The sequence below is a fragment of the Nocardioides sp. CCNWLW216 genome (assembly GCF_037120545.1).
Taxonomy (GTDB): Bacteria; Actinomycetota; Actinomycetes; order Propionibacteriales; family Nocardioidaceae; genus Nocardioides; species Nocardioides lianchengensis.
This window is the reverse complement of sequence record NZ_JBBBBJ010000016.1, coordinates 59,173-76,175: the sequence shown is the minus strand read 5'-3', so window position 1 is coordinate 76,175 and position 17,003 is coordinate 59,173. Positions and strand designations below refer to the sequence as shown.

16 protein-coding genes are annotated in these 17,003 nt (G+C 73.2%); 7 read left to right on the top strand and 9 right to left on the bottom strand.

Annotation, left to right across the window (positions count from 1 at the left end):
- Window positions 1-50: 50 nt before the first annotated feature.
- The gene (locus tag V7S47_RS24975) at window positions 51-554 is read left to right on the top strand and encodes a MarR family winged helix-turn-helix transcriptional regulator (RefSeq protein WP_336564138.1); all 504 of its coding nucleotides are present in this window, start codon (window positions 51-53) and stop codon (window positions 552-554) included.
- 163 nt (window positions 555-717) lie between these two features.
- On the opposite strand, the gene V7S47_RS24970 is transcribed toward V7S47_RS24975, so the two are convergent.
- On the bottom strand, window positions 718-1,530 hold the full coding sequence (locus tag V7S47_RS24970) for a patatin-like phospholipase family protein (RefSeq protein ID WP_090860257.1): 813 nt from the start codon (window positions 1,528-1,530) through the stop codon (window positions 718-720).
- Window positions 1,531-1,627: 97 nt separating this feature from the next.
- On the opposite strand from V7S47_RS24970, the gene V7S47_RS24965 reads away from it, so the two are divergent.
- The gene (locus V7S47_RS24965) at window positions 1,628-1,840 is read left to right on the top strand and encodes a hypothetical protein (protein WP_090860256.1); all 213 of its coding nucleotides are present in this window, start codon (window positions 1,628-1,630) and stop codon (window positions 1,838-1,840) included.
- Window position 1,841: 1 nt separating this feature from the next.
- Here the strand turns inward: V7S47_RS24965 and V7S47_RS24960 are convergent, their stop codons facing one another.
- The 5 genes from V7S47_RS24960 to V7S47_RS24940 form a co-directional block, all read right to left on the bottom strand.
- Window positions 1,842-3,650, bottom strand: a complete 1,809-nt coding sequence (locus V7S47_RS24960) for an ABC-F family ATP-binding cassette domain-containing protein (RefSeq protein WP_336564137.1) — start codon at window positions 3,648-3,650, stop codon at window positions 1,842-1,844.
- Window positions 3,643-4,560: a 4-(cytidine 5'-diphospho)-2-C-methyl-D-erythritol kinase gene (locus V7S47_RS24955; RefSeq protein ID WP_336564136.1), complete on the bottom strand. Its 918-nt coding sequence runs from the start codon at window positions 4,558-4,560 to the stop codon at window positions 3,643-3,645. The genes V7S47_RS24960 and V7S47_RS24955 overlap by 8 nt, the downstream gene beginning before the upstream one ends.
- Before the next feature lie 52 nt (window positions 4,561-4,612).
- Window positions 4,613-5,470, bottom strand: coding sequence for a 16S rRNA (adenine(1518)-N(6)/adenine(1519)-N(6))-dimethyltransferase RsmA (gene rsmA / locus V7S47_RS24950; RefSeq protein ID WP_336564135.1), 858 nt, complete (start codon window positions 5,468-5,470; stop codon window positions 4,613-4,615).
- Between the two features lie 31 nt (window positions 5,471-5,501).
- Window positions 5,502-6,671, bottom strand: a complete 1,170-nt coding sequence (locus V7S47_RS24945; RefSeq protein ID WP_336564133.1) for a ubiquitin-like domain-containing protein — start codon at window positions 6,669-6,671, stop codon at window positions 5,502-5,504.
- 181 nt (window positions 6,672-6,852) lie between these two features.
- Window positions 6,853-7,683: a TatD family hydrolase gene (locus V7S47_RS24940; protein ID WP_336564162.1), complete on the bottom strand. Its 831-nt coding sequence runs from the start codon at window positions 7,681-7,683 to the stop codon at window positions 6,853-6,855.
- An 86-nt stretch (window positions 7,684-7,769) separates the two neighbouring features.
- Between V7S47_RS24940 and V7S47_RS24935 the strand changes: the two genes are divergently transcribed.
- Window positions 7,770-8,582: a clostripain-related cysteine peptidase gene (locus V7S47_RS24935; RefSeq protein WP_336564132.1), complete on the top strand. Its 813-nt coding sequence runs from the start codon at window positions 7,770-7,772 to the stop codon at window positions 8,580-8,582.
- The gene (locus tag V7S47_RS24930; RefSeq protein WP_336564131.1) at window positions 8,468-9,694 is read left to right on the top strand and encodes a hypothetical protein; all 1,227 of its coding nucleotides are present in this window, start codon (window positions 8,468-8,470) and stop codon (window positions 9,692-9,694) included. Before V7S47_RS24935 ends, V7S47_RS24930 begins: the two co-directional genes overlap by 115 nt.
- Window positions 9,695-9,950: 256 nt before the next feature.
- Here the strand turns inward: V7S47_RS24930 and V7S47_RS24925 are convergent, their stop codons facing one another.
- Entirely contained in the window at window positions 9,951-10,790 is an 840-nt protein-coding gene (locus V7S47_RS24925) for an alpha/beta fold hydrolase (RefSeq protein ID WP_336564130.1), read from the bottom strand.
- Complete coding sequence (rsmI, locus tag V7S47_RS24920; protein WP_336564129.1) at window positions 10,787-11,620, bottom strand: 16S rRNA (cytidine(1402)-2'-O)-methyltransferase; 834 nt, start codon at window positions 11,618-11,620, stop codon at window positions 10,787-10,789. Before rsmI ends, V7S47_RS24925 begins: the two co-directional genes overlap by 4 nt.
- A 199-nt stretch (window positions 11,621-11,819) precedes the next feature.
- Between rsmI and V7S47_RS24915 the strand changes: the two genes are divergently transcribed.
- Genes V7S47_RS24915 through V7S47_RS24905 form a run of 3 tightly spaced genes read left to right on the top strand, consistent with a single transcriptional unit; the run spans window position 11,820 to window position 14,726 of the window.
- Window positions 11,820-13,529 (top strand): dolichyl-phosphate-mannose--protein mannosyltransferase, encoded by a 1,710-nt coding sequence (locus V7S47_RS24915; protein ID WP_336564128.1) that lies wholly within the window; start codon window positions 11,820-11,822, stop codon window positions 13,527-13,529.
- 16 nt (window positions 13,530-13,545) lie between these two features.
- Entirely contained in the window at window positions 13,546-14,310 is a 765-nt protein-coding gene (locus V7S47_RS24910) for a tryptophan-rich sensory protein (RefSeq protein WP_336564127.1), read from the top strand.
- The gene (locus tag V7S47_RS24905) at window positions 14,307-14,726 is read left to right on the top strand and encodes a pyridoxamine 5'-phosphate oxidase family protein (protein ID WP_336564125.1); all 420 of its coding nucleotides are present in this window, start codon (window positions 14,307-14,309) and stop codon (window positions 14,724-14,726) included. Before V7S47_RS24910 ends, V7S47_RS24905 begins: the two co-directional genes overlap by 4 nt.
- 67 nt (window positions 14,727-14,793) lie before the next feature.
- Here V7S47_RS24905 and V7S47_RS24900 read toward each other — a convergent pair whose 3' ends face one another.
- Complete coding sequence (locus tag V7S47_RS24900) at window positions 14,794-16,929, bottom strand: DEAD/DEAH box helicase (RefSeq protein ID WP_336564124.1); 2,136 nt, start codon at window positions 16,927-16,929, stop codon at window positions 14,794-14,796.
- Window positions 16,930-17,003: the final 74 nt, after the last annotated feature.

Genomic DNA, 17,003 nt, shown 5'->3' with positions numbered 1-17,003 from the left:
AAACTGTCTCGATGTCAAGATTCTCGATCGATCCCGCTAGGCTGGGGGGTATGCAGGAGCCCAGGCGGGACGAGGTCGACGAGCTCGTCGAGGCGTGGGCGCGCGAGCGCTCCGACCTCGACCTGGCCCCCGTCGCCGTCTTCAGCCGGATCTCCCGGCTGGCCCGCCACCTCGACCTGGCCCGCCGGGCTGCCTTCACCACTCACGGCATCGAGTCGTGGGAGTTCGACGTGCTGGCCGCGCTCCGGCGCGCGGGAGCGCCGTACGAGCTCTCGCCGGGGCGGCTGCTCCGCGAGACCCTGGTGACCAGCGGGACGATGACCAACCGGGTCGACCGGCTCGCCGCCCGCGGCTTCGTCGAGCGCTCCCCCGACCCCGCCGACCGGCGTGGCGTCATCGTCCGCCTGACCGGCGAGGGCAAGACCGCCGTCGACGGCGCCTTCGAGGCGCTCCTCGACGCGGAGCGCGGCTTCCTGGCCAACCTCCCGGCCGCGGAGCAGGACCAGCTCGGCGGCCTGCTGCGCACGCTGCTGGCACCGTTCGCCGACTCCTAGTCGGCCACGCCGACCCGTCACTGGATGCCACTTCTTCCCGGCGTGTCGGTCTGAGATCGACGGCTCGACCGCACGCCTGCCGCCTTCCTGCCGAGGACGACCCGTCAACCCGTGCCCGACACGCCGCAGATCCAGGACATTCAGTGACGGGTCGGCGGCGGGGTCAGGCGGCCGTCGGCACCGGGAAGAGATGTTCGAGGGCCGCCTCGCGGCCGAGCGCGAGGTGGTCGCGGGTGCGGCTGAAGTCGCTCATCCGGGTGCCGAGGTCGGGGGCGCGGAGGTGGTGCACCTCGACGCCGGGTCCCGGGTCCACCGCCGCGCGGACCCGCATCGAGCAGGCCAGGCTGGCCAGCAGCACGTCCAGCGGCGAGCGCACCCGCCCCAGCCGCGCGGGGACGCTCGCGTCGAGCACGAAGATCCGGGTGGCGCCCAGGCCCGCCGTACCGGCGACGGGGACGAGGTCGGCGATGCCGCCGTCGACGTGGGTCCCGTCGTCGAGGCGCACAGGGTCGAAGATGCCGGGCAGTGCGGTCGAGGCGAGGAGCAGGCGGGCCAGCTCGCCCGAGGAGTGGTAGACCGCCTCGGAGGTGTCGAGGCGGGCGGTGACCACCCGGACCGGCACCGGGAGGTCCTCCAGCCGGGCGGTGGGGGCCCAGGCGGCGATCATCCGCTGCAGGCCGGCCGAGCTGTAGAGCGAGGCCGGGTTCCGGACGACGTGACCGAGCCGGGTCCAGGGACTTCCGGGGAAGACGTCGCGCCCGCTGAGCCCGGACCAGAGGGCGCCGAGCCGGGCGGCGCCGGTCGGCGTCGGATCGGCGGCCAGGTACGCCGCGTTCAGCGCCCCGACGGACGTGCCGACGAGGGCGGCGGGACGCACCCCCCGAGCGAGCAGGACCTCGGCCATCCCGACCTGCACGGCGCCTCGTGCGGCGCCGCCGGACAGGACGAGCACGTCCCGGTGGTTCGTGGTGGTCATGACCGCCTCCCTTCCCCGGGACCATCGGCCGGCCCGGCCCGGACGTGAGCGAGGTCACTCTGCTCAGGAGTCGACGGGACGCACCGATGGTCTCCGCATGACCACCTCGCTGCTCCACCCGGCGTCGGTCACCGTGCTGACGGTCGACGACGCCCCGTCGTACCGCACCGCCGCCTGGGGTGCCTGGCTGCACGGCAAGGTCGCCGCCGTCCTCGACGAGGACGGGCTGCGCCTGCTGGTGCCGACCCCGGCCTCGGCCGCGCTGGGCCGGCGGCTCTACGCCGTGGGCTCGGTCGAGCTGCTCGACTGAGCTACTCGACCGCCTCCGCCGCCTCGAGCCACTCCAGCTCGAGCTCGTCCTTCTCGGCCGCCAGCACCTCGAGCTCGCGGCTGATCTCGGCGAGACGCTCGTAGTCATGGGCGTGCTGGAGCACCTGCTCGTTGAGCCCGGTCTCCAGCTCGGCGATCTTCTCGAGCCGCTTGTCGATCCGCGCCAGCGTCTTGCGCGCCGCCCGCTCCTCGGCGCTCCCCGCCCGGGCCTTCGGGGTCGTGGTCGCGCCCGCTGCTGGGGAGGACCCCGCCGAGACGGCGCGAGTCTGCGCGGACTCGGCGACCTTCTCCACCGGGGCGAGGGAGGCCGCGCGACGCTCGAGGTACTCGTCCACGCCGCGGGGCAGCATCGAGATCTGGCCGTCGCCGAGCAGCGCCCAGGTGGAGTCGGTGACGCGCTCGAGGAAGTAGCGGTCGTGGGAGACGACCACCAGAGTGCCGGGCCAGCCGTCGAGGAAGTCCTCCAGGACGTTGAGGGTCTCGATGTCGAGGTCGTTGGTGGGCTCGTCGAGGAGCAGCACGTTGGGCTCGTCGAGCAGCAGCAGGAGCAGCTGGAAGCGGCGTCGCTCGCCACCGGAGAGGTCGCCGATCCGGGCGGTCAGCCGGTCGCCGGTGAAGCCGAAGCGCTCCAGCATCGCGCTGGCGGTGATCTCGCCGTCGGCGACCTTGGTGACCCGGCGGACCGACTCGACCATCGGCAGCACGCGAGCCTCGGGGTCGAGGTCGTCGAGCTGCTGGGTGAGCGCGCGGAGCGCGACCGTGCGGCCGGTGCGGACCCGCCCGGCGCTGGGCGCGATCGTGCCGGAGAGCAGGCCGAGCACCGAGGACTTGCCGGCGCCGTTGACGCCGACGATCCCGACCCGGTCGCCCGGTCCGAGCCGCCAGGTCGCGTGCCGCAGCAGCACGCGGTCGCCGCGGACCAGGTCGGCGTCCTCGACGTCGAGGACGTCCTTGCCGAGCCGCTGGGTCGCGAACCTCTGCAGCTCGAGACGGTCGCGCGGGGGCGGCACGTCCTCGATCAGCTGGTTGGCCGCGTCGATGCGGAACTTCGGCTTGGAGGTCCGGGCCGGCGGGCCGCGGCGCAGCCAGGCCAGCTCCTTGCGGACCAGGTTCTGCCGGCGGATCTCGGAGGCGGCGGCCTGCCGGGACCGCTCGGCCTTCGCGAGCACGAAGGCGGCGTACCCGCCCTCGTAGACGTCGACGGTGCCGTCGTGGACCTCCCAGGTCCACTGGCACACGGCGTCGAGGAACCACCGGTCGTGGGTGACCACGACGAGCGCGGACGGCCGGTTCGCGATGTGGTCCGCGAGCCAGGCCACCGCCTCGACGTCGAGGTGGTTGGTCGGCTCGTCGAGCACCAGCAGGTCGTGGTCGCCGAGCAGCAGCGCCGCCAGCGAGCAGCGCCGGCGCTCACCGCCGGAGAGGCCGAGGACCGGGCGGTCGAGGGCGACGCCGGCGAGCAGCACCTCCACCACCTCCCGGGTGCGGGAGTCGGCTGCCCACTCGTGGTCGGCCCGGCCGCCCAGCACCGCCTCGCGGACCGTGTGGGTGTCGACGAGCTCGTCGCCCTGGTGGAGGTAGCCGACCAGCAGCCCGCGGGTGCGGGACACCCGGCCGGTGTCGGGCTCCTCGAGCCCGGTCATCACCTCCAGCAGGGTGGTCTTGCCGTCGCCGTTGCGGCCGACGATGCCGATCCGCTCGCCCGCGGAGACGCCGAGGGAGACGTCGGTCAGGAGCGGGCGGACGCCGTAGGACTTCGAGACGCGCTCGAGGTTGAGGAGATTAGCCATAGGTCACCAGGTGGGCTCCCGCGACCGCGCCGTTGGCGACGAGTACGACGGGGTGCCGGTCGGAGTCGTCCGCGAACGCGCCGGCCACCGCGCGGGCGGCGTCGGCGGACTCGCAGAGGAACACGCAGGTCGGTCCGGAGCCGGAGATCAGCCCGCGCAGCGCGCCCTCGGCCTCGCCGCGGTCGAGCAGGTCGCCCAGCTCGGGCCGCAGGTCGATGGCGGGCGCCTGCAGGTCGTTGCGCAGGGTCGCGGCGAGGGCGTGCGGGTCGCCCGCGGCGAGCGCGGCGAGCAGGTCGTCGGCCGCCGGAGGCTCGGGCGCGGCGTCGGGGTGCAGCTCGTCGAAGTGGCGGTAGACGGCGGGCGTCGACAGCCCGTCCAGCGAGGGGACCGCGACCCACCACCAGGTTCCCGTGTCGGCGACGGGTGCGACCAGCTCACCGCGGCCGGTGCCCAGGGCGGTCCCGCCGACCAGGGCGAACGGGACGTCGCTGCCGAGCTCGCCGGCGATCCGCAGCAGGTCGTCGTCGGAGGTCTGGACCCCCCACAGCCGGTCGAGCGCGACCAGGGCGGCCGCGGCGTCGGCGGAGCCGCCGGCCATCCCGCCCGCGACCGGGATCGACTTCACGACGTGGACCGCCCCGGTCGGCTCGAGGCCGTGGTGGCGCGCCAGCAGCCGGGCGGCCCGGGTGACGATGTTGTCCTCGACGGTGGGCAGCGCGATGCCGCCCATCCAGTCCGGCACCTCGACCTCGACCGACCAGGTGTCGGACGGCCGCGCGGTCAGGTCGTCGTGCAGCCCGACGGCCTGGTAGACGGTCAGCAGCGGATGGTAGCCGTCCTCGCGGGGCGCGCCGACCCCCAGGTGGAGGTTGATCTTCGCGGGCGCCCGGACCGTGCGTTCGGCGCTCAACCCGGGGTCCCCGCGGAGACGTGGGCGGAGCGAACCGTTTGGTGGGAGCGGCTCATGCGTGGATCCCCTCCGCGATACGCACGAAGTCCTCGACCCGCAGCGACTCGCCGCGGGCCAGCGGGTCGACACCCGCCCCGGCCAGGGCGGCGTCGACGACCTCGCTGGGGGCGAGCGCGCGCAGCACCCCACGCAGCGCCTTGCGCCGCTGGGCGAAGGCCGCGTCGACGACGGCGAAGACCTGCGCGCGAGTGGCCGAGGTCGCCGGCGGCTCACGGCGGGTCCAGGAGACCAGGCCGGAGTCGACGTTGGGGGCCGGCCAGAAGACGTTGCGGCCGACGGCGCCGGCCTTGCGGACGTCGGCGTACCAGGCGGCCTTGACCGACGGGACGCCGTACACCTTGGAGCCGGGGGCGGCGGCCAGCCGGTCGGCGACCTCGGCCTGCACCATCACCAGCCCCCGCTCGAGGGACGGGAGCAGCTGCAGGAGGTGCAGCAGCACCGGCACGGAGACGTTGTAGGGCAGGTTGGCGACCAGCGCGGTCGGGGGCGGGCCCGGCACCTCGGTGACCCGCATCGCGTCGGTCAGCACGACCTCGAAGCGATCGGCCTGCTCGGGCGCGTACTCGCCGATCGTCGCCGGCAGCCGACCGGCCAGCAGCGGGTCGACCTCGAGCGCGACCACCCGGCCGGCGGCCTCCAGCAGGGCCAGGGTCAGCGAGCCCAGGCCCGGCCCGACCTCGACCACGACGTCGTCGGGCCCGATCCCGGACTCGCGCACGATCCGGCGGACCGTGTTGGGGTCGATGACGAAGTTCTGGCCGCGCTGCTTGGTGGGGCGCAGGTCGAGCTCGGCGGCGAGCTGACGCACCTCCGCCGGCCCCAGCAGACGGGGACCGGCGGACGTGGACATGCTCTGAAGGCTAGTGGTCAGGGCGCGAGCCTCATCGCGGCAGCCCCAGCTTGGCCGCACAGCCGGGCCAGGCGCCGTAGCCGCCGGCGGCGTCGCGGACCTTGGTCGCGATGGCGATCTGGGCCTCGCGGCTGTTCTCGCTGGGCAGGCCGCTGCCGCCGTACGACTGCCAGGTGCCGAGGTTGAACTGCAGGCCGCCGTAGTAGCCGTTGCCGGAGTTGATGGCCCAGTTGCCGCCGGACTCGCACTGGGCGAGCCGGTCCCAGACCGTGCCGCCACCCGAGAAGTCGGGGGCTGGCTGCTCCTTGGTGCCGATCTCGACGACCTCGTCGACGGGGTCGCGGAGCACCCGCTGGCGCAGCACCTTGCGAGCGGTGAGCTCGCCGTTGCGGTAGACCAGCCGGTAGACGACGTCGCGAGCGCCCTCGCGGCCCTCGCGGACGACGGTCTCGTCGCCCTCGTAGGCCTCGTCGTCCTCGCGCTCGACGGTGTCGAACGGCAGCGCCTCGGCGCGGACCTTCTTGGACGCGACGCGGATGTCGGTGAAGACCAGGGTGTCGCCGTCCTGGAGCTCGTGGTCGAGGGCGGGTCGGGTCCGGTCGTGGCGGTCGACCTCGACGCCGAGCTGCTGGAGCGCCTCCTCGACGGTCAGGGCGAGGACGGTGCGCTGGCGGGCCTTGCGGCCCGCGATCTTCACCTCGACGGTCTTGGGCGTGACGACCTCGAGGTCGAGCCCGCCGCGGCCGATGGTCGCGCTGCGGCTGCTGGAGAGGCGGGCGTCGCCGTACGACTGGCCGAGCTCGCCGAGCGCGTCGTCCACGTCGGTGGAGGTGACCCAGTGGGTCTGCTCCTCGCCGTCGACGGTGAGCGACAGCGGCCGGCCGTACTTGACGTTGATCCGGCTGCCGTCGGCGACCTGCTCGTCGAGGCCGGGCGCGACCAGGTCGTGGCTGCCGACCTCGATGCCCTCGGACTCCAGCACGTCCTCGACGGTGCCGCCCATGGCCCGGACCTCGCGGTCCTTCCCGTCGACGCTCACGACGACGGTGGTGCTGAGCGCCCGGTAGCCGAGCGCACTGCCCGCGACCGCGAGGACCACGACGGAGGACAGCGCCACGAGGGCGGTCCTGCTGCGGGTCAGGCGGGCGAGCGCGGAGCGCAGGCGCTGGACGGTGCTGGGGTGGTCAGGCGTGGAAGCCACACTTCTCCGATGGTCGTGCTCCCCGGGCCTCGGGCGGCGGCACGGACCCTGGATCGGGCCCTGGTGCGCAGGTCAGATCGTCCCGATCCCGGCTTTCTCGACGTCCAGAACAACAGTGAACCGGTGCGGAAATCAAACCCGCACCGACCCCTGTGGGCAGCGACACGTAGTTCCACCGGTGTCACCAGGCGCCGCCGAAGGCCCGTTCCGTGTTGCCGTCGAGAGCCGCGCAGAGGCCCTCCAGGTCGTCGCCGCGGACCTCCGCCATCGCCCGCACCGTCAGCGGGACGAGGTACGACGCGTTGCTCCGACCGCGGTGCGGCGACGGGGTGAGGTACGGCGCGTCGGTCTCCACCAGGATCCGGTCGAGCGGAGCCACGACCAGGGCGTCGCGCAGCGGCTGGACGTTCTTGAAGGTGACCGTGCCGGCGAAGCTGAGGTGCGCGCCGCGGTCCAGGCAGGCCCGTGCGAAGGCGGCGTCGCCGGAGAAGCAGTGCATCACCCAGCGCTCGGGCGCCCCCTCCTCGTCGAGCACGCGGAGCACCTCGTCGTGGGCGTCCCGGTCGTGGATGACCAGCGTCTTGTCGACCCGCTTGGCCAGGTCGATGTGCCGGCGGAACGACTCCACCTGGACCGCGCGGCCGTCCTCACCGGTGCGGAAGTGGTCGAGGCCGGTCTCGCCGACCGCGCGGACCTTGTCGTGCGCACCGGCGAGCTGCTCGATCTCGGCCATGGCGGCGTCGAGGTCCGGCAGGCGGGGCGCCTCGTTGGGGTGCAGGGCGACCCCGGCCACGAGGGCGTCGTGCGCCGCCGCGGCCTCGACGGCCCAGCGGGCGCCCGGCAGGTCGCAGCCGATCTGCACGATCCGGGTCACGCCGACCGACGCGGCCAGGGCCAGCGCCTCCGGGACCGCGAGCGGGTCGTCGTCCCCGTGCCGGGTGATGTCGAGGTGGCAGTGGTTGTCGACCACCGGCAGCGGGAGCGGCTCGGGAACGGGCGGACGGTCGGCCAGGGTGCTCACCGGACGATCGTGCCAGGACCAGACCAGTGGACGCCGTTCCCGGGGTTCGGCTCCCCCGCGGGCCGCCGGTGCCGACCATGACGACTGTGACCACCCGTCGTACGACCACCGCAGCGCTGGGCGCGCTGGCCCTGCTCCTGGCCGGCTGCTCCAGCAGCGCCGATCCCGACGAGCCGGGTGAGCCCGACGCCGGCGGCGAGTGGACCGTGCTGCACTACTCGATGGCCGACACCAACCTCGAGCCGTTCATGGTGAGCGACGTCAACGAGCTCGGCGAGGTCGGCTCCACCGGTGCGCTGCAGGTTCGCGAGTTCATGGACCGCTCCGCGGAGTACGGCGACGACGAGCTGCTCGACCAGGGCAGCTGGGTCGGCGCGCGCGTGCTCGACATCAACCCCGGCTCGGCCGAGCTGGTCGACGACCTCGGCGACGTGAACTCCGCCGATCCGGAGGTGCTGGCGTCCTTCGTGGCCCAGGGCATCGCCGACCACCCGGCGGGCCACTATGCGCTGATCATCTCCGACCACGGCGCCTCCTGGCCGGGCGTCGGCCCCGACGAGGGCTCCGACGACGACGTGCTCGACCTCGCCCAGATCGTCGAGGGCGTCTCGGCGGGCCTGGAGGAGGCCGGCGTCGACAAGCTGGACCTGCTCGGGTTCGACGCCTGTCTGATGGGCAGCTACGAGGTCGCGAGCGCGGTCGCCCCGCTCGCCGACCGACTGGTCGCCTCGCAGGAGCTGGAGCCCGGCCACGGCTGGACTACCGCGCGCTGCAGGTGCTCGCCGACGACGAGGCCGCGACGGCCGACGAGCTCGGGGCCGCGATCATCGACGGCTTCGAGGCGCAGGCCGTCGAGTCCGGCACCGACGACTCGATCACCCTCGCGATGATCGACCTCACCCGGATGGCCGCCGTCGACGAGGCGCTCGGCGACTTCAGCGGGGCGCTGGCCGAGCGCGCCGCGACCGTCGCCCCGGCCGTGGGCCGGGCCGGCGAGTCCACCCTCGGCTTCGCCCGCAGCCCCAACCCGGAGGAGGACAGCCAGATGAAGGACCTCGGCATGCTGGCCGCCACGATCGGGGTCGAGGCGCTCGACGTCTCCGACCAGGCCGACACGTTGGTCCGGGCGATCAATGACGCCGTCGTCGACTCGGTGACCGGCCAGGCCACCCAGGGGGCGACCGGCCTCTCGATCTACTTCCCGCCGACCCAGGAGCTCTCGAACGGCGCGTACGGCGACGTCTCCAGCGCCGCCTCGTGGGTCGACTTCCTGGTCTCGTACTACGACGCCGGCGCGGCTATCCCGGCGGAGGAGCAGGCGGCGTTCGTCGACCCGGAGAGCGGCGCCGAGATCGAGTACGACGGCGAGGGCTTCTCGATCACCGGCGTCTACGACGAGGTCGGCGAGGGCAACCTGACCGGCGCGTCGATGAGCTACGCCGTCGTCGGCGAGGACGGCACGCTGACCTACCTCGGCGAGCAGGACGCGGTCATCGGCGAGGACGGGGCGCCCGTCGCGGCCGGCTACTACGACATGACGGCGCTGACGGTCAGCGACGGCGAGGACTCGTCGTACGCGTATCTGGCACTGGGCTACCAGGAGGGCGACGAGGTGATCAGCATGGACGTGCCGATGGCCTACTACGCCCCGGGCGACGTCGACGGCGAGACCTACCAGGACGTCCTGCTCTCGCTGGTCCTCGACGCGGAGAGCGGCGACATCGTCAGCGAGCAGTACTACGTCTTCGACCCCGACAGCGGTGGGTACGGCGAGCTCACCGCCGACCCGGAGGGCATCATCGTCCCGGAGACCCTCACCGTCGCCGCCGACGGCTCCCAGGAGTGGACGGCCAGCTCCGACACCGGCCTCTACGCCGACCTGGAGAACCTGACCTACGACCTGGAGCCGCTCGACCCCGGCAGCGTCGTCCAGCTGGACCTGACCGTCACCGACTTCGGCGACAACGCGACCACGATCAGCGGGACCGCCGAGATCCCGTGACGGCACCGCGGGTGGTCGTGGCCCCCGTTGGTTGAGCCCCCGACGCTGGTTGAGGTGCGAGCGAAGCGAGCCTCGAAACCCGTCTTGCCAACAGTCGCCCTCGATCGAGCCCGACGCTCGGCTCACCGGGTTTCGAGGCTCGTCGCTAGCGCTCCTCACACCTCAACCAGCGAGAGCCACCCGTCGCTGGGCGCTCCTCACACCTCAACCAGCGAGAGCCACCCGTCACTGGGCGCTCCTCACACCTCGACCAACGTCAGTCGACTGAGGCGATCCGGGCGAGGATCGCGTCGGCGAGGGGCTCCGGCGCGTGCGTGGGGATCCAGTGGCTGACATCCTCGAGGACGACCAGCTCGTACGGCGCGTCGACGTACTGCTCGCACCAGTCGACGCCGGGGCGGACGATGGCGGAGTCGCCGGTGCTCCAGACCAGGGTGGTGGGGACACGGACCCGGCCGCCCATGCCGCGACCACGGCTGAGCGGGAGGGCGCGGTACCAGCCGAGGGCGCCGGGCAGCGCGCCGTGCTCGACGATCTCGGTGCGGAAGCGGGCCACCTCGTCGCGCGACATGCCGGTGCGGCGCAGGCCCTGGTCGACCGGGCCGCCGGCCCAGCGGGCCAGGCCCTCGACCACCAACGGGACCTGGAAGAGGCCCATGTACCAGCTGTGCAGTCCCTGCCGGGTGGTCTTCATCGCCTTCACGAAGGCGGCCGGGTGCGGGACCGAGACAGCCGTCCAGCTGCGCACCAGCTCGGGGTGGCGGGCCGCGACCGACCAGCCCACGTTGGCGCCCCAGTCGTGACCGACCAGGTGGACCGGACCGCCGATGGCCTCGATCAGCGCGACGACGTCGGCGACCAGCTCGCTGACGACGTACGACGAACGCCCGCGCGGCCGCGCCCCCGGGGAGTAGCCGCGCTGGTCGGGCGCGTAGGTGCGGAGGCCCTGCGCGTGCAGGAGCGGCGCCACCTCGCGCCAGCAGGACGCCCGCTCGGGGAAGCCGTGCAGCAGCACGACCGGCGTGCCGTCCTCGGGCCCGGTGTCGGTGACGTCGAAGAACAGCGGCCCGCGGGCGTACGTCGTCAGCCGGGTCACGACTTGTGGACCAGATCGTAGACGTCGCGCTTCGGGACGCCGGCCAGCCGGGCCACCTCCGCGATCGCCTCCTTGCGAGTCATGCCGTCCTCCTCGCGCTCGGCCACCGCGGACCGCAGACCGTCCGGGTCGGTGGCGATGTCGGCGCCGGGGACCGCTCCCGCGACGACGATGGTCACCTCGCCCCGTACCCCCTCGGCGGCCCACGACACGAGCGCGTCGAGCGGTCCGCGCCGTACCTCCTCGTGGGTCTTGGTCAGCTCGCGGCAGACCGCGGCGGGCCGGTCGTCGCCGAACGCCGACGCCATCGCCTCCAGGACCGTCTCGGTGCGGTGCGGAGCCTCGAAGAAGACCATGGTGCGCTCCTCGCGGGCCAGCGCCTGCAGCCGCCGCGACCGCTCCCCCGCCTTGCGCGGCAGGAAGCCCTCGAAGCAGAACCGGTCGACCGGCAGTCCGCTCACGGCCAGCGCGGTCAGCACGGCGCTCGGCCCGGGGACGGCGGTGACGAGCACGTCGTGCTCGACCGCGGCGGCGACCAGCCGGTAGCCCGGGTCGGACACGCTGGGCATCCCCGCGTCGGTCACCAGCAGCACCCGCTCGCCGGCCAGCAGCGCCTCCAGCAGCACCGGGGTGCGCGCCGACTCGTTGCCCTCGAAGTACGACACCACCCGCCCGGAGACGGTGACCCCGAGGTCGGTGGTCAGCCGCTTGAGCCGTCGGGTGTCCTCGGCCGCGACCACGTCGGCCGTCGCGAGCTCCTCGGCCAGCCGGGGCGGTGCGTCGGCCACCCGTCCGATCGGCGTCGCCGCGAGCACCAGGACGCCGGTCATGGGGCCGATCATGTCAGGCCGCGATCCACCCGGTGGTGAGGCCTCGGTGGTTGAGGAGGGACGAAGTCCCGTCTCGAACCCTGGTGAGCCGTCGGTCGGCCCGACGTCCACGCGGTCGAGCGGCTCACCGGGTTTCGAGACGGTCGCTGCGCGACCTCCTCAACCACCGGTGACCGGGGCGCTGCGTAGAGTTCGCGCCGTGCCGACGTCCGCCCCGACCCCTGCGCGCGAGCGCGGTGTCGCGGGAGAGGTGACCGGTCTCGCCGTCCCCACCGCCTGGCAGCGGGCGACCGGGCGGGTGCGCGGCGAGGACCCGCTGGTCGGGTGGACGGCGAGCATCGGGATCGCGCTGCTGGCGCTCTTCCTGCGGCTGTGGCACCTCGGCTCCCCGAAGGAGTTCGAGTTCGACGAGACCTACTACGCCAAGGACGCCTGGTCGCTGCTGCACCACGGCTACGTCCGGTCGTACGTCGAGGACGCCAACGAGCAGATCCTCGCGGGTCAGACGGGCGGCCAGTGGAAGGACGACCCGTCGATGGTCGTGCACCCCGAGGTCGGCAAGTGGCTGATCGCCCTCGGCGAGAAGGCCTTCGGCATGGACCCCTTCGGCTGGCGGGTCTCCGCGGCCGTCGCCGGTGCGCTGATGGTGCTGGTGATGTGCCGCCTGGTGCGTCGGATGACCGGCTCCACCCTGCTCGGCTGCACGGCCGGGCTGCTGCTCAGCCTCGACGGGCTGCAGTTCGTGCTCTCCCGGCTGGCCCTGCTCGACATCTTCCTGGCGCTCTTCACGCTGATGGCGGTCACCTGCCTGGTCAACGACCGCGACTGGTTCCGGGCGCGGCTGGCCCGCGAGCTGACGGCGCCGGTCACCGACGGCTGGGGGCCGGTGCGCGCGGTGCTGTGGCGGCCGTGGCTGCTCGCCGGCGGCGTCTGCTTCGGGCTGGCGATCGGCACCAAGTGGACCGCTCTCTACCCGCTGGCCGCGTTCGGCCTGCTGGCCTGGCTCTGGAGCGCCGGCGCCCGTCGTACCTTCGGGGTGCGGTGGGCGGTGCTGCGCTCGGCCGTCGTGGACGGGCTGCCGGCGTTCGGCTACCTCGTCGGCGTCGGCCTGGTCGTGTACGTCGCGACCTGGACCGGCTGGCTGGTGCACGCCGACCAGTACGAGGAGCACCTGTCGCAGACCCAGTACACGACCTTCGTGAGCGGCCACTGCGCCGACGGCGACCTCGTGGTCGACGAGAAGAACGACGACCAGTGGCCGACGGCCACCGAGCCGGACGCCAGCGGTCTCGGGGAGGTCCGCCAGTCCCTGCACTCGCTGTGGAACTACCACCAGGACGTGTTCACCTTCCACACCCACTTCCTGAACTGCAGCAGTCACCAGTACGCCTCCAAGCCGTCCGGCTGGCTGCTCCTCAACCGCCCGGTCGGCGTGGCCGCCGACACCGGCATCCAGCCCGGCACCCGCGGCTGCGACGCGCCCGCGGGCAGCGACTGCCTGCGCCAGGTGCTGCTCCTCGGCACCCCCACCATCTGGTGGGGCGGCATCCTCGCCCTGCTGTTCGCGGTCGTCGCCTGGGTGGGCGGGCGGGACTGGCGCTTCGGCGTCGCCGTCGTCGGTACGGCGTCGACCTGGCTGCCCTGGCTGCTGTACGACGACCGCCCGATCTTCCTGTTCTACGCGGTGGTGACGCTGCCGTTCGTCGTCCTCGCGCTGACCCTGACCATGGGCTGGCTGATCGGACCGGACCGGGTGCCGACGCGTCGTCGTACCGTCGGGGTCGTGGTGTCGGGGTCGTTCGTCGTGCTGACCCTGCTGAACTTCGCGTGGTTCTGGCCGATCTTCACCAACGGCCTGCTCACCCACGGCGAGTGGCTCGACCGGATCTGGTTCGCGCGCTGGATCTGACGGGTACCGCGCGGCCATGGACCTCGCCCGTCGCGTCACCGTCACCCTCGCCGAGATCTTCTGCGTCGTCGGCACCCTGGTCGGGACGGGGGTGATCGGCACCCGCGTCGCGGAGTCGTCGGGCGGCGCGCTGGCGGCGGACGCCACCCTGCTCGCCCCGGCCGGCCCGGCGTTCTCGATCTGGTCGGTCATCTACCTGGGCCTCGCGGCCTACACCGTCTGGCAGTGGCTGCCCGCGAAGGCCACCGACGAGCGGGCCCGCGCGACCGGGTGGCTCGCCGCCGCGTCGATGGTCCTCAACGCGGCCTGGCTGCTGGTCACCCAGGCCGGCTGGATCTGGGTCAGCGTGCTGGTGATCCTGGCCCTGCTGACGACGCTGGTGCTGCTGGTCGCGCGGCTCGCGCGCCGGCCGGCCCGCTCGCTCGGCGACCGGATCGTGCTCGACGGCACCTTCGGGCTCTACCTCGGCTGGGTCGGCGTCGCGACCTGCGCGAACGTCGCCGCGGCGCTCGCGGTCGACATCACCGTCGATCGGGCCGTCGCCGAGGCGGGCGCGGTGCTCGCCGTACTCGTGGTGTTGGCGGGCGGCGCCTGGCTCGCGAGGTCGTACGGCGGCCGCTGGCCGGTCGCGCTCGCGAGCGCCTGGGGTCTGGCCTGGATCGCGGTCGGGCGGCTGGGCGACTCCCCGGAGTCCGTCGTGACCGCCGTGGCCGCGATCACCGGGGCGATCGCGATGATCGCGCTCGTCGCCCGGTTCCGGAGCCCTACGCTTCCCGCGTGAGCATCTTCGTCCCCGGCTGGGACGCCCTCCCCCACCCCCTGACCGACTTCTGGACCGAGCGACACCTCTGCACGCTGACCACGCTGCGGCCCGACGGCCGTCCCCACGTCGTACCGGTCGGCGCGACGATCGATCCGGAGCGCGGCTGCGCCTGGGTGATCACCAACGCCGGCTCCCGCAAGGCGGTCAACCTGGCCGGGGGCGGCCACGTCGCCGTCTGTCAGGTCGACGGCGGCCGCTGGTCGACGATCGAGGGCCGGGGCACCGTCCACGACGACCCCGACACCGTGGCCCGCGCGGTCGAGCGGTACGCCGGCCGCTACCGCCAGCCCCGCGAGAACCCGACCCGGGTCGCCATCCGGATCGAGGTGGACCGGTTCGTCTTCGGCCCGGGCCTCCTCCGCACCACCCCGTAGATCGCCGAGTCAGCACAACTGGTGCTGACTCGGCCCACCACTTCTGCTGACTCGGCGGGAGGCGGGGTCAGACGGAGGCGGTCTCGCGCTCCTCCAGGGCCTCGGTGAGCAGGGCGACCAGGGCCTCGAGCTGGATGTCGGCGGAGGAGCCGATCTCCTCGTCGGAGCCGTCGAGCGCGCGGGCGGCGAGGCCGGCCTTGCTGTCGATGAGCTCGGCGATCTTGGTGTCGATGGTCTGCGAGGCGATGATCCGCCAGGCGGTGACCGGAGTGTCCTGGCCGATGCGGTGGATCCGGTCGATGGCCTGGGTCTGCTCGGCATCGGTCCACGAGAGCTCGGCGAGCACCAGGTTCGAGGCCACCTGCAGGTTGAGGCCGACACCGGCCGCGGTGAGCGAGCAGACGACGACCGCGACCTCGGGGTCGTTCACGAAGGCGTCGATGTTCTTCTGCCGGTTCTTGGGCGTCTGGTCACCCCGGATCGAGGCGTACTTCAGGCCGCGACGCTCGAAGGTCTCCTCCGCGACGTCCATGACGTCGACGTGCTTGGCGAAGAAGACGACCTTGCCGACGTTGCGTGCCAGCTGGGCGGTGTAGTCGGCGGCGAGTCCGGCCTTGGCCTGGCCGATCCGGCGCATCATCCCGAAGACGTTCTCTCCGGTCGACGTCGTCGTCGTGTCCTCGCGCTCCCAGGTCGCGACCCGGCGCACCAGCTCGTGGTCGATGCCCTCGACGGTGCGGCCGGAGGTGCGGGTGGCCAGCGCCATCTCGTAGCGCTCGACGAGCCGGCGGGCCAGCTCGCGCTCGGCCTCGCGGATCGAGCGGCCCATCTCGCCCTCGAGCTCGACCGGCAGGTCGGCGACCCGGCGGGCGGGGATGTCGGCGGCGACGTCGACCTTGCGGCGGCGCACGATGCCCATCTCGATCACCCGGCCGCGGGCGGCCGGGTAGAAGACCGGGTCGGCCGGGGTCAGGCCGATCTCCTCCAGCTTGTCCATCAGCTCGCGGCGCGGCCTCTTGTCGTCGATCCAGCCCAGGAACTCCCAGATCGCCTGGAAATCCTCGATGTCGTTGATCAGCGGCGTGCCGGTGAGGGCCATCAGCAGCGGTCGCGCCGTACGGGTCCGGATCCGGTCGGCGAGGTGCAGGACGTGCTGGGAGCGCTGCGAGCCCTTGTTCTTGATGAAGTGGGCCTCGTCGACGACCATCCCGCGGAAGCCGTGGTCGCCCATCCACCCGACGTGGCGGTCGAGGATCTCGTAGTTGACCACCACGATGTCGGCGAACCCGTCGACGTCGTGACCGTCGCCGTGGATGACCGTGACCGTCTTCTCCGGGGTCCACAGAGCGGCCTCACGGGCCCAGTTGGTCTTGACGACGTTGGGGACGACGACCAGCAGCGGGTAGGCGTCGGCGGCGCGGGCGGCCAGCAGCGACTGGGCCGTCTTGCCGAGTCCGGGCTCGTCGGCGAGCAGGTAGGTGCGGTGCCCGTCGGCGGCCGAGGCGACCAGCTCGCCCTGGTGCCTCATCAGCTCCAGCCCGGCCGGCAGCCGCAGCGGCTGGGGCTCCGGGAGGGTCATCGAGGAGGACTTGCCGCCCTGCTCGAAGGAGCGGAAGAGCGGGCCGAGCAGCTCCCAGGTCGCGAGTCGGCGCGGCCCGTCGGTGCGCGGCGGGGTGGCGCTGAAGTCGGGGACCAGGAACGGGTTCGAGAGCTGGCGCTGCCGCACCGAGACGGGCAGCACCCGCCGGGAGGCGGGGACGCCGAGCGGGTCCGGCTCCGGGTCCGGCTCCGGCTCGGGCTCCGGCTCGGCCCCGGCGGCGCGGAGCATCTCGTTCTTCAGCTCGCGCGCGGAGTCGGACATGGTCGCGTCCTCGGCGAGCAGGACGAGCATCGAGGTGTCGCGGGCGGCGGTCTTGGCCAGGATCGTGGCGATCCCGTCGAGGCGCTTGAGCTCCTCGCCGCGCTGGGACTCCGACAGCTCCTGGTCGGCCTTCAGCCGGTGCCGTTCCTCGCGCACCAGCAGGGCCACGACCTGGAACTTGGTCCGGGTGGACCCGTCCACCCGTCCCCGCTGCACGGCGGTCTCCACCTCGCGCACGGCGCGGGCGAGCACGGGGATGATCCCCTCGTTGTCCAGCGCACGACCGCGCTGGCGCGCCGCCGGACGGCGAGCGCCGTTCTGGCGCTGGCCTCGTCGAGCCACAGACCCCTCCTCGGTGCCGGGCTGACCCGCCCGGCCTGGTGACGCGGTCACGCACGACGCCCCGGCACGAGGCG

Coding starts and splice junctions, on each gene's coding strand:
- V7S47_RS24975 (WP_336564138.1), top strand. CDS start 51: ATGCAGGAGCCCAGGCGGGACGAGGTCGACGAGCTCGTCGAGGCGTGG.
- V7S47_RS24970 (WP_090860257.1), bottom strand. CDS start 1,530: ATGACCACCACGAACCACCGGGACGTGCTCGTCCTGTCCGGCGGCGCC.
- V7S47_RS24965 (WP_090860256.1), top strand. CDS start 1,628: ATGACCACCTCGCTGCTCCACCCGGCGTCGGTCACCGTGCTGACGGTC.
- V7S47_RS24960 (WP_336564137.1), bottom strand. CDS start 3,650: ATGGCTAATCTCCTCAACCTCGAGCGCGTCTCGAAGTCCTACGGCGTC.
- rsmA (WP_336564135.1), bottom strand. CDS start 5,470: ATGTCCACGTCCGCCGGTCCCCGTCTGCTGGGGCCGGCGGAGGTGCGT.
- V7S47_RS24935 (WP_336564132.1), top strand. CDS start 7,770: ATGACGACTGTGACCACCCGTCGTACGACCACCGCAGCGCTGGGCGCG.
- rsmI (WP_336564129.1), bottom strand. CDS start 11,620: ATGACCGGCGTCCTGGTGCTCGCGGCGACGCCGATCGGACGGGTGGCC.
- V7S47_RS24910 (WP_336564127.1), top strand. CDS start 13,546: ATGGACCTCGCCCGTCGCGTCACCGTCACCCTCGCCGAGATCTTCTGC.